The 11092-nt window shown below is 66.9% G+C and carries 13 protein-coding genes; 2 read left to right on the plus strand and 11 right to left on the minus strand.

Features of this window, described 5'->3' with window-relative positions:
* The first annotated feature begins 94 nt into the window (after window positions 1–94).
* On the plus strand, window positions 95–691 hold the full coding sequence (locus ACEF39_RS06570; protein WP_500287385.1) for an MFS transporter: 597 nt from the start codon (window positions 95–97) through the stop codon (window positions 689–691).
* The gene (locus ACEF39_RS06575) at window positions 660–1007 is read left to right on the plus strand and encodes a hypothetical protein (protein ID WP_500287386.1); all 348 of its coding nucleotides are present in this window, start codon (window positions 660–662) and stop codon (window positions 1005–1007) included. Before ACEF39_RS06570 ends, ACEF39_RS06575 begins: the two co-directional genes overlap by 32 nt.
* A 300-nt stretch (window positions 1008–1307) precedes the next feature.
* On the opposite strand, the gene ACEF39_RS06580 is transcribed toward ACEF39_RS06575, so the two are convergent.
* The 11 genes from ACEF39_RS06580 to trbB are packed head-to-tail and all read right to left on the minus strand — an operon-like array spanning window position 1308 to window position 11088.
* Window positions 1308–1547 carry a DUF2274 domain-containing protein gene (locus ACEF39_RS06580; RefSeq protein WP_500287387.1) on the minus strand — a complete coding sequence of 80 codons (240 nt, stop codon included), beginning with the start codon at window positions 1545–1547 and terminating at the stop codon, window positions 1308–1310.
* The gene (locus ACEF39_RS06585) at window positions 1544–2824 is read right to left on the minus strand and encodes a TraB/TrbI/VirB10 family type IV secretion system protein (RefSeq protein ID WP_500287388.1); all 1281 of its coding nucleotides are present in this window, start codon (window positions 2822–2824) and stop codon (window positions 1544–1546) included. Before ACEF39_RS06585 ends, ACEF39_RS06580 begins: the two co-directional genes overlap by 4 nt.
* A gap of 2 nt (window positions 2825–2826) precedes the next feature.
* Window positions 2827–3837, minus strand: coding sequence for a P-type conjugative transfer protein TrbG (trbG, locus tag ACEF39_RS06590; protein ID WP_500287389.1), 1011 nt, complete (start codon window positions 3835–3837; stop codon window positions 2827–2829).
* On the minus strand, window positions 3834–4538 hold the full coding sequence (gene trbF / locus ACEF39_RS06595; protein WP_500287390.1) for a conjugal transfer protein TrbF: 705 nt from the start codon (window positions 4536–4538) through the stop codon (window positions 3834–3836). Before trbF ends, trbG begins: the two co-directional genes overlap by 4 nt.
* Window positions 4539–4562: 24 nt before the next feature.
* Window positions 4563–5957 (minus strand): P-type conjugative transfer protein TrbL, encoded by a 1395-nt coding sequence (gene trbL / locus ACEF39_RS06600; protein WP_500287391.1) that lies wholly within the window; start codon window positions 5955–5957, stop codon window positions 4563–4565.
* Window positions 5954–6256, minus strand: a complete 303-nt coding sequence (locus ACEF39_RS06605) for a hypothetical protein (RefSeq protein WP_500287392.1) — start codon at window positions 6254–6256, stop codon at window positions 5954–5956. Before ACEF39_RS06605 ends, trbL begins: the two co-directional genes overlap by 4 nt.
* An 11-nt stretch (window positions 6257–6267) precedes the next feature.
* Window positions 6268–7005, minus strand: a complete 738-nt coding sequence (trbJ, locus tag ACEF39_RS06610) for a P-type conjugative transfer protein TrbJ (RefSeq protein WP_500287985.1) — start codon at window positions 7003–7005, stop codon at window positions 6268–6270.
* Window positions 7002–9452: a conjugal transfer protein TrbE gene (trbE, locus tag ACEF39_RS06615; RefSeq protein WP_500287393.1), complete on the minus strand. Its 2451-nt coding sequence runs from the start codon at window positions 9450–9452 to the stop codon at window positions 7002–7004. The genes trbJ and trbE overlap by 4 nt, the downstream gene beginning before the upstream one ends.
* 12 nt (window positions 9453–9464) lie before the next feature.
* The gene (locus tag ACEF39_RS06620) at window positions 9465–9737 is read right to left on the minus strand and encodes a VirB3 family type IV secretion system protein (protein WP_182060287.1); all 273 of its coding nucleotides are present in this window, start codon (window positions 9735–9737) and stop codon (window positions 9465–9467) included.
* The gene (locus tag ACEF39_RS06625; RefSeq protein ID WP_500287394.1) at window positions 9734–10117 is read right to left on the minus strand and encodes a TrbC/VirB2 family type IV secretion system protein; all 384 of its coding nucleotides are present in this window, start codon (window positions 10115–10117) and stop codon (window positions 9734–9736) included. The genes ACEF39_RS06620 and ACEF39_RS06625 overlap by 4 nt, the downstream gene beginning before the upstream one ends.
* Entirely contained in the window at window positions 10114–11088 is a 975-nt protein-coding gene (gene trbB, locus ACEF39_RS06630) for a P-type conjugative transfer ATPase TrbB (RefSeq protein ID WP_500287986.1), read from the minus strand. Before trbB ends, ACEF39_RS06625 begins: the two co-directional genes overlap by 4 nt.
* Window positions 11089–11092: the final 4 nt, after the last annotated feature.

Consider the following 11092-nt stretch of genomic DNA (forward strand, 5'->3'; position numbering starts at 1 on the left):
TGCGTTTTCTCCAGTCTGGATTGAAATTTTAGGGAATTTACGCTGACATGACCGCAGCCTAGCATGCGTTCTCATCGGCTTTTCGGACGCATCCATGTCTCTCTCCTCTCCTTCCGCACGCGGCACGCTGTGGGCGGCCTCGCTCGGCTTCGTGGTCGTCTTGCTCGACGTCAGCGTCGTCAACGTGGCGCTGGACGCCTTGCGTCATGAATTCGCCACTGATGTGGCGGGCCTGCAATGGGTGCTCAACGCCTACACGCTTGTATTTGCCGCGTTGCTGCTGACCAGCGGCGCGCTCGGCGACCGCTTCGGCGCGCGGCGGATCTTCCTGCAGGGCTTCGTGGTGTTCACTCTGGCGTCGGCCGCGTGCGGCATGGCGAGCAGCCTGTCGATGCTGGTCGTCGCCCGGTTGGTCCAGGGTCTGGGCGCGGCCCTGCTGGTGCCGAACTCGCTCGCCATGCTGCAACGGGCCTTCCCGGACCGCGAGCAGCGCAGCCGGGCGGTCGGCTGGTGGGGTGCCTTTGGCAGCATGTCGCTGGCGGCCGGTCCGGTGCTGGGCGGCGTGCTCGTGACGCACCTGGGCTGGCACAGCATTTTCCTGATCAACCTGCCCATCGGCTTGATCGGGATCTGCCTGACGCTGCGCCACGTCGCCCCGCATGGGGGCAGCCACCGGCGCAGCCTCGACTAGGGCGGCCAGGATCAACGCGACGCTTTCGTCGGTGGATGCTTCGCGTACGGGGATTGCCTCCGGCGTGCTCAATTCCGCGCGCCAGGTCGGCGGCATGTTGGGCGTGGCCGTCTTCGGCTATCTGATCCGGGATACCGCGCCGCAGGCCTTCATGCGCGGCATGCATGTGTCGATTGGCATTTCGGTGGCATTGCTGTTGTTCGGAACTATTCTGTGCTGGCTGGGCCATCCGACCAGATCGCTCCACGGCTTGATGACGCCACTGCAAGTGCCACCACTTTCGTCCCGATCTTGGAGAGATCAGCAGACTTACTGATGCGGCTCAAGCCACGACACGCGCCGAAACGTCGTTGGCCCAAGAAATGGGCGTCTTTGCCAGTCCGGATGGCGTCGGGCTGCTCACGGCATCGAGGCGGCTGATTTGTTCCGCTGAAAGCTCCTGCGCCAGTGCGCCGAGGTTGTCGTTGAGTTAGGTGCGTGAACGCGGCCCGAGGATCGGAACAGCGCCATGCGTGCCCGCCCAGGCTATTGCGACCTGGCCAGCGTTGACGCCGAGTTCGCCAGCGCGTTGCCCGGGCTGCGCAGTCGAATGTACCGATGACAGAAATGTGCATCGTCAGATGGGCTTCGCCGACGTGGGTCTGGCCGTCTTCTTCTTGAACCCTCGATCCCCAGCCATAAACGCCTCCAGCATGTGCGGGATCAGCGTCACGGCATCGACCGCCTCGCCATACGCCTGTGCATGCAGCGCGGCGTAGTGGTCGAGGTCGGCTTTCAGGCTGGCCGGGCAGGCAAAAGTCAGCTTCGCGGATTCCGTTTTCGGTAGCGGGCCGAGCCGCAGCTTGCGCGTCGTCATCGTGAAGTCCCCTTGTTGAAGAACAACGGCTGGTAGGGCCGCAGCACCAGATCCCGGTTGGCGATGATGCGAACCGGCAGGCCCGGCCGCTCGGTCAGCGTCGGCTGGATGTTCATGTTGCGCCGGGTCATCTCTTGGCCGACCTGATTGATGCTGTCCTGCGCGCTGTCGCGCCCGGCGATGATGATGCGGTCGCCATCCTGGCGGTTCTCGGGCGCGGCCAGCTCGGCGCCGACGCCCAGCAGCGTGGTCAGCGCCGCGCCGGCGAAGATGCGGCCCCAGTGGTAGTCCACGTCGTCTTCCAGCCCGGCATAGCCGGCCGGGTCGGCTCCGACCAGGTTGTCGAGCGTGAGCGAAGACGTGTCGGGCAGGATAATCCGGTTCCAGACGACTTGAACGCGGCTCTGGCCGTAGCTGACCTGGCTGTTGTAGCGGCCCAGGATGCGCGAACCCTGCGGGATCAGCAGAAAGCGCCCGGTCGCCGTGTCATAGACCGGCTCCGTCACCGTGGCGATCACATCGCCCGGCAGATCCGACTTGATGCCCGTCACCAGCGCACCGGCGATGACCGTACCGGCCATCACTTGATACGGCGATGCCGGCATTTGCAGGCTGCCGGAATTACGGGTTTCCGCAGTTCCGGCTTTCTGGAACGCCTCTTTCTGGTCTTGCCGGTTCTGCACCGCCGTTGGGTCGGGAGGCTGCGCCGCCGTCGAGGCTGGCCCGGCAGCCATCGGGTCGAACGCCGCATTGGCGGCGAAGCCCGGTGCGGCGGCGGCCTGCGACTGTGCCACCGGCGCGGCCTTCTGCGTGCCAGAGCGGAAGAACACGGACGATGCCGCAGCCGCTTCGGCTTCCTTGCGCAGCGCATCGTTCGGGTCGTTGCCAGGGGCCGCATAGGCGGCCGTCACCGGCTGCTGCGACTTGACGATGGCCGGGCCAAGATCGCCCGGCAGCGGTGGCCCCAGCTCGGGCACCGCGGGCGGCAAGGCCGGCGGCAGCTTGGAGTAGTCCGCCGGCAGCGCGTCCAGTCCTTCGGACTTGGAGACACGATCGACGTTGTAAAGCTCGGTCTGCTCGTTGGTCCCGCGCCGCTGCGGTTGCAGCGACCACATCAGCGCGCCGAGCACAGTGACCGACAGGCCGCCGGCGAGGATGGCCAGCGTGCGCCGGTTCAGGCGCGTGACCGGGCGTGGCTGGGCGCGCAGCGCCACCGCCTCGGGCGCGACCTTGCCCGGCTGAGGCGTGGCGAGGTCGGGAGTGTTGTCCTGGCTCATGCTCAGTTCCTCCGCGCAATGCCGTCGGTGCGCTCGATTCGCACCACGTCGCCGCCATCACCGCCCAGGCGCAGTTCGGCCGCACCAAAGAGGCGATCCACGATGTAGTACGGCGAACGGAAACGGTAATTGACGAGCTGACCGTCACCCTGCGCGCCGATTACGAACAGCGGCGGCAGTTCGCCTTGGGCGATACCCGGCGGAAACTGGATATAGACCTTCTCGCCATCATCGAAGGCCCGCTGCGGCTTCCACGGCGGATTGCTGCCGCTGATCGCGTAGCGGAAGCGGATCTTCTCCAGCGCCAGGCCGGTATCGACCGGCGCGGCTGTCTGTGCGGCCTGCGACTGGCGCTGCAAGGCTAGCATCCGGTCTTTCGGGTAGTCCCAAGACACCGACGCCATCCATGCCTTTTCCGTCGAGGTCAGTTCCAGCAGGTACGTCCGCCGGCTGGTGGTGATGACCAGATTGGTTTTCAGGCCCGAGCGAGTGGGCTTGACCAGCACGTTGACGCGCAGCGCCTCGCCGCTGCCGCTGGACGTGTCACCGACGATCCAGCGCACGGTATCGCCAGCGGCGACCGTCACCAGTTCCTCGCCGGGCTGGAGCGAAACCACGGTGACGCGCCCCGGCGCGGCATAGACTTGATACAACGCGCCGTCGCTGTACGGCCACACCTGAATCGCGTTGACGTAGCCCTCGCGGGTCGGCGCGATACGCGCCTCGGCATTGGCGCGCGAGACGCGCACCTTCTCGTCGGTCGGCTCCGGCACGGTCGCTGCCTCGTCCGCCTCCGGCAGCGGCTTCAACTGCGCCGGCAGCGCCAGCGCCAGCGGCTCGGGCACGGCGACGACTTCGACCGGCTTGGGCGGCTCGGGCAGCGGCTGCGCCTGCACCGGCTCATCGAGCGAGATGGTCGGCGGCGGCTTGCCCTGCGAGGCGCAGCCCAGCAATGACGACGTGGTGGCCGCGAGCGTCAATACGAAAGCGTAAAAGCGGAAAGGCACGTTCATGGTTTGGCTCCTTCGGAAGAATCCAGTTCGCGGCTCCACGACAGGCCGTTGACGTAGATCCCGAGCGGGTTCTTGCGCAGGCGCTGTTCTGTGCGCGGGGTTTGCAGGACGGTAGAAAGCACGGCGTTCCAGCGTTCGGTGCCAGCGGGTGCGCCATTGACGAACCGCTGTTCTGTCCAGCGGACGTTGAATGAGGCATCGCTGGCGCGCGTGACGCTGGTGATTTGCACCGTCACCGACTCGCGGCCGACGCGGGCGAACGGATCGTTCTTGCTGGCGTAGTCGTTGAGCACGGCCGCGCCGCGGTCGGTGGTGTAGTCGTAGGCATCGAGCCAGTTCTGCCGCACCACGATGGGGTCGATGGACAGCGAGCGCACCAGCGTCACGAAGCGCGCAAGGTGATGCGCGATCTGCGCATCGGCAGGCTGGTACGGCGTGGCGGCCTCGCCCACGGTACGCACCTGGCCGGATTGATCGACTTCGATGACGTAGGGCGTGACGATGGACTGTGCCGAGCGCCACACCAAACCACCAGCCATCAGCAGCGCGAGCGTGAGGCAGCCGAAGGCCATCAGTCGCCAGTTCTTGGCCTGTACGCGCGCCGAGCCGATACGCTCGTCCCACACCTGGGCGGCGGCTTGATACGGAGTGGCAGGCTGCGGCGTATCGGCATAGCGCACCTGCGGTCGTTTGAATCGCATGGTCAGTTCTCCTTGTGAATCGCTCTAGTCGTCGGAGCCGCGCAGGCTCGGGCCTTGCCCGGAGCCGCCACCGTCGCCACCGCGCAACGTGTGCGCGGCAGTGGTCGCGGCATGGGTGATCTGCTGGCGGCGGTGCATCCGCTTGGCCCAGGCGGGCTGCTCTGGCTTCTGCGAGCTGGTGGTGCCGGATTCGGCTTCGCCTGCGGCCGCCTGACCGGAGCCGGCCGCACCGGACGCAGCGCCGCCACCGGCCTCTGTGCCGTTCCATCCAGCGCGGAAGGAGCCGGTCATCTTCTGCGCAGCGCCGGACGCGCCGGATGCAGCACTGCGCCCGGCAGCCTGCGCGCCGGTCTTGGCGACATTGCCTAAGCCGGCCATTGCGCCCTTGGCTCCGCCGCCCGCAGCGGCGGAACCGGCCTGGAACGCCGAGCGTGCGCAACCGGCCGCCGACGTGGCGGCACGCGCACCGGCGCCGGCCAGCTTCGCGGCCGCCGGCGCCATGCGTGCGCCGGCGGCCACTGCGCCGCCCACGCCGGTTGCGGCAGCACCAATGGCAACGGCCGTGCCAGCGGCGCCAATGGCAGCACCGGCCATCGCGCCGGCGCCGAGCTGCGGCGCCCCGGACACCAGACCCGTGGCGATGCCCGGCCCATAGATACCCAGCGCCAGCAGCGCGAGCGAGGCCAGCATCACGACAAGGGCGTGGTCGATGGAGGGTTCGGCGGGGTGAACCTGGAACTCCGCGAACAGGCCCGAGCCAATGCCGACGATGACGGCCAGCACCAAGACCTTGATGCCCGAGGACACCACGTTGCCGAGCACCTTTTCGGCAAGAAACGAGGTCTTGTTCCAGAGCGCGAACGGCACCAGCACGAAGCCGGCGAGCGTGGTCAGCTTGAACTCGATCAGCGTGATGAAAAGCTGAATCGCCAGCACGAAGAAACACAGGATGACGGTGAGCCAGGCGAGGAACATCACCACGATGGGGTCGATGTTCACGAACACTTCGGGGAAGCCCGCCATGTCGCCGATCTGGTCGAGAATCGGCGCGCCGGCATCGATGCCGGTCTTGGCCAGCCGCCCCGGTTGCAGGAAGTTCTCCATCGTCATGGCCGAGCCGGTGGCCGTCAGGCCCAGCCCGGCGAACGAGCGGAAGACGATGCCGGCCAGCCAGTTGAAGTTGCCAATGATGTAGGCGAACGCACCGACGTAGAGCACCTTGCGCAGCAGCTTGGCGATCACGTCTTCGCCCTGGCCGGTGGCGTGGCTCATGGCCCAATACAGGCCGGCGATGGTCATGTCGATGACGATCAGCGTGGCGGTCAGGAACGCCACTTCGCCTTGCAGTAACCCGAAGCCGGAGTCGATGTAGCGCGAGAACGTGTCGAGGAAGCGGTCGATGATGGTCACGTCGTTCATGGCGCGTCCTCCACCGCTGGCTCATCGAAGCTGGGGGGAATCGGCGGCAGGTCTGCCAGCGTCCGGTACTCGTCCGGCCCGGTATGGCCGGCGAAGAAGCGCCGCCGGAACGCTTCGGCGGCGGCGCGGCAGTCGTCTTCGCCCACGGCCTGCCGGTCGGCCGCGCACTGCGCACGCAACCCCTTGAGCCGCACGGGATCGGTGGTCAAGGTGTCGGCCAGGTCTTCGGCCTGCTGCTGGCCGCACGCGGTCAGCAGCAGGGCCAGCAGCGAAACCGACAAGACGGAAGCGCATCGCATGGCCGCCTCCGTCAGTTGTTGTAGAAATTGATGGACTGCGGCGTGTACGGCGTGCCGCTGCCGAGGAAGCGCCGGCGCACTTCGCGGGCGCGCTCGGTGGCCGCCGCCTGCCGCGCCAGTTCCAGCGACGCGGCGCGGTCTTGCGTGATCTGGAGCTGCTGCGCCTGGATGGACTGCTTGGCCTGCAAGGCAAGGAGCTGGTTGGTCGCCTGCTGCGCCTGCAAGGCGCCGGTCGCCGATTGGCTCTGGCTGACCAGATCGGCCAGTGCGCTTTCGTCTTGCGTCAGGTTCTGCGACACCTGCGCCTGCATCCGCATCGCGGTGTGCAGGCCGTCGAGGGTGTTCTTCCAACGCTCGCGGGCGTCCTGCGCCATGCGGTCGCCGCTGACGGTGGCGGCGTACTGCTCCGGGTACAGGCGCGAGAACGTAGCGTCCATGCTCTGCACGTCGTAGGCCAGTCCCTGCGCCTCGGCGATCAGGCGTTCAGTGGTGGCGAGCGTCGAACGCAGGCGGTTGACGATGTTGAAGTCCAGGCTCGCCAGATTGCGAGCTTGGTTCATCAGCATCTGCGCCTCGTTTTGCAGTTGATTGATCTGGTTGTTGATCTGTTCCAGCGTGCGAACGGCGGTGAGCGTGTTCTGCACGAAGTTGGACGGGTCGAATACGGTGATGGCCGCCGCCGGCTGGGCGAGCATCAGCGAGCCAGCCAGCGCGGCGGCCAGCGAAACGGAAAGCGCCCGGATCTTCATGGCAGGTTCTCCTGTCGTGGTTGGGAAAGGAAGGAAGCCGCCGCCGGTGAGGACGGCAGCAGGTCGGCGGCCCAATCGAGGCCGCGATGGCGCAGCCACGCACCAGCGAAGCCCGGAGCGCCGGCCTGCGTCAGCACGCGGTCAATGTCGCGCTGGTCTTGCGGTGTAGATGCGCCCGCGAACGCGAGCGCGGCCGACCCCAGAACAAGGTCGAACAGGCGATTGCCGAGGCGCGATTGGTAGTAGTAGTCGCGTTTGGGCTGCGCGGTGGCGACGATTTCGATTTGCCGGCTGTTGAGGCCGAAGCCCTCATAGATCGTGCGAATCTGCGGCTCCGTGGCCTGCGGATTGGGGAGAAAGATTCGACTCGGGCAGCTCTCGATGATCGCGGGCGCAATGCTCGAATCCTTGATGTCGGCGAGCGACTGCGTGGCGAAGATCACCGACACGTTTTTCTTGCGCAGCGTCTTCAACCATTGGCGAATGCGCGCGGCGAAGGAAGGCTCATCGAGGAACAGCCACGCCTCATCCAGAATCAGCAGCGTGGGCGCACCGTCGAAACGCTCATCGAAGCGGGCGAACAGGTAGCGCAGCACCGCTTGCACGGCGGCGGGGCTGTGCATCAGTTCTTCCATCTCGAAGCCCTGCACGTCACCGAAGCCGAGACGATCGGTGTCCGCGTCCAGCAGCTTTCCGTGCGCGCCACCGAGCACATAGGGCGCGAGTGCCTGTCGTAGCGCGTTCGATTGCAGCAGTACCGAGAACCCGGTCAACGTGCGTTGCTCGACCGGAGCACCGGCCAAGCTGCCCAGCGCCGACCAGATGACCGCCTTCTCGTCCGGGCCGACCGTCACGCCCTCATGCAGCAGGCGGCCTTCCACCCATTCCCCCGCCCAGGAGCGATAGCTTTCCCGATCGATACGCGCGAGCGGCTGGAAGGCAATGCCGCCATCGGCACCCAGGTCGTAGTGCTCGCCGCCCAGGCCTAGGATGGTGGCGCGCATCGAGCGGCCCATATCGAATGCGAATATGCGCGAGCCGCGATAGCGGCGGAATTGCTGCACCAGAATGGCAAGCAACACCGACTTTCCCATGCCGGTCGGGCCGGCCACCAGCGTGTGGCCTACGTCGCCGATGTGTGTCACCAGCCGGAACGGCGTGGCGCCATCGGTGCGGGTGACGATCAACGGCGGGCCGTCCAGGTGGTCGTTCTTCTCCGGCCCGGCCCATACGGCGGACAGCGGCATCATGTGCGCCAGGTTCAGCGTCGAGACGATTGGCTGACGCACGTTGGCGTAAGCGTTGCCGGGGATGGACGACAGCCACGCATCCACGGCATTCAGCGTTTCGGGGATGGTCACGAAGCCTCGGCCCTGGATGACGCGCTCCACCATGCGCAGCTTTTCGTCGGCCACGGCCGGATCGGCATCGAGCACCGTCACCGTGGCAGTGAAGTGACCGAAGGCGACTTGATCGCCACCCAGTTCCTGCATGGCGGCGTCTGCATCAGCGGCCTTGTTGCTGGCGTCGGTATCGACCAGCGGGCTTTCCTGCTGGAAGATCGTCTCCCGCAGTAAAGCCACCACGTTCTTGCGCTTGGCAAACCATTGGCGGCGCAGGCGGCCGAGTTCCTTTTCCGCTTCGGCTTTGTCCAGGCAGAGAAAGCGCGTGCTCCAGCGGTACGCAAAGCCCAAGCGGTTGAGGTCATCCAGCAGACCCGGCCAGGTCGAGGTCGGAAAGCCCCGCACCGACACCACGCGCAGGTGCTGGTCGCCCAGCATCGGTGCCAGGCCGCCGACCAGCGCGGAGTCGGCCAGCAACGCGTCGATATGGAATGGCACTTCGGGTACGCCCACGCGGTAGCGCCGCGTGGACACTGTGGCGTGCAGGTAGGTCAGTGTCTCGGCGTCATCGAGCCAGGCGATTTCCGGCATCACGCCATCGAGCAGGTCGAACACGCGGTCGGTTTCCGCCACGAAGGCATCGAGCCGGCCGCGCCAGTCCACGCCGTCGCCGGGCGCGTTCTCGTAGAGCAGCTTGGCCGCGCGGGCGCGGGATTCCTCCGGCGGCAGATACGCCAGCGTCAGGTGATAGCCGCTCTCGAAGTGATGCCCCGATTCCTCGAAGGCGGCGCGGCGTTCCTCGTCCACGAGCCAGGACAGCGGTTCGGGAAAGTCGGAGTGTGGGTAGTCCGCCGCCGGTCGGCGCTCGGCCTCAATGAACAAGGCCCAGCCCGAACCCAGCCGGCGCAGCGCGTTGTTGAGCCGCGCCGATGTGGCGATCAGTTCGCCCTGCGTCGCGCTGTCCAGATCAGGCCCGCGAAAGCGCGCCGTGCGCTGGAAACTGCCGTCCTTGTTCAAGACGACGCCCGGCGCGATCAGCCCGGCCCACGGAAGCCAGTCGGCAAGCAAGGCCGGGCGCTGACGGTATTCGGCAAGGTTCAGCATGGCGGCGTCCCCCTACACGTCCAGCAGCGGTTTGTGCTTGATGTGCCGGGCGAAGACCTGCATGAACTGCGGATCGACGCGCGCGCCCCACACCGCCAGCGAATGGCCGACGATCCAGAGCACCGCACCGGGAATCCACAGTTGCAGGCCCAGCCCGACGGCGGCGGCCAGCGTGCCGTTGGCGATCGCCACAGTGCGCGGCGCACCGCCCATCAAGATCGGCTCGGTCAGCGAGCGATGCAGCGGCACCTCGAAGCCCGCCGCGAAGGCGTCCGGGGCACTCATACGACCGCCCCGCCGGAGAACGAGAAGAACGACAGGAAGAAGGAGGACGCGGCGAACGCGATGGACAGGCCGAACACGATCTGGATCAGCTTGCGGAAGCCGCCGCTGGTATCGCCGAAGGCCAGCGCCAGGCCGGTGGAAATGATGATGATGACCGCGACGATGCGTGCCACCGGCCCCTGGATGGATTCGAGGATGGAGGTCAGCGGGCCTTCCCAGGGCATGCTGGAACCGGCCGCCTGCGCCGTGCCAGCCAAGAACAGCAGCAGCGCGGCCAGCAGCAACCCTTGCCCCGCAGGGTGGGCCAGGCAGCGCAGCCGCGCCATGCGCAGAAGCGGATTTACGGAAATGCGGAAAGCATGAATGTGCATCTGCGTCATGGCAGTTCTCCAGAGGGTTCAGGGGACGGGGAAGAAACTGGCGGCAGCTCGGGAAACGGCGTTTCCAGCGCATCCGCCATGCGATAGCCCACGCCGTCGAAACCGACGACGCGGACGATGCTTTCGACGTGGCGCTTGCGGCCACGCCCGGCGATGTGGATGACGACGTTGATGGCCTCGGCGATCAACGCTCGCGGCGGATTCACCGCCACTTCAAGAATCAGTTGCTCTAGGCGCAGCAGCGCGCCCAAGGCGGAACCGGCGTGAACCGTGGCGATGCCGCCGGGGTGGCCGGTGCCCCACACCTTGATGAGATCCAGCGCCTCGCCGCCGCGCACCTCACCGACGATCACGCGGTCGGGGCGCAGGCGCATCGTGGCGCGCACCAGTTCCTGCATCGACACGACGCCTGCGCGCGTGCGCAGCGGCACATGGTCGCGGGCGGCGCATTGCAGCTCGATGGTGTCTTCGAGCACCAGCACGCGGTCGCCCGTGGCAGCGATTTCCGCGAGCAAGGCATTGGCGAGCGTGGTCTTGCCGGTACTGGTGCCGCCGGCGATCAGAATGTTCTGCCGCTCGCGCACGGCACGGCGCAGGAAGTCCGCCTGGCCGGCAGTCAGGATGCCGTCGGCCACATAGCGATCCAGGCCGATGATGCTCACGGCCCGCTTGCGCAGCGCGAAGGCTGGCCCCGGTGCTGCGGGCGGCAAGATGCCCTCGAAACGCTCGCCTGTCTCGGGCAATTCGGCGGTCAAGAGCGGCTGACCGCGATGCACTTCCGCGCCGACGTGGGCGGCGACAAGGCGGATGATGCGTTCGCCATCGGCTTCGGGCAGTTCGACACCCAGTGGGATGCGGCCCGACGACAGCCGATCCACCCAGAGGGTGCGGTCGGGATTGAGCATGATTTCCACCACGTCCGGGTCTTCCAGCGCGGCGGCGATCAGCGGCCCCATTGCCGTGCGCAGCATCTGG

Origin of the sequence: Stenotrophomonas indicatrix (assembly GCA_041545745.1) — a bacterium.
Classification (GTDB): domain Bacteria; phylum Pseudomonadota; class Gammaproteobacteria; order Xanthomonadales; family Xanthomonadaceae; genus Stenotrophomonas; species Stenotrophomonas indicatrix_A.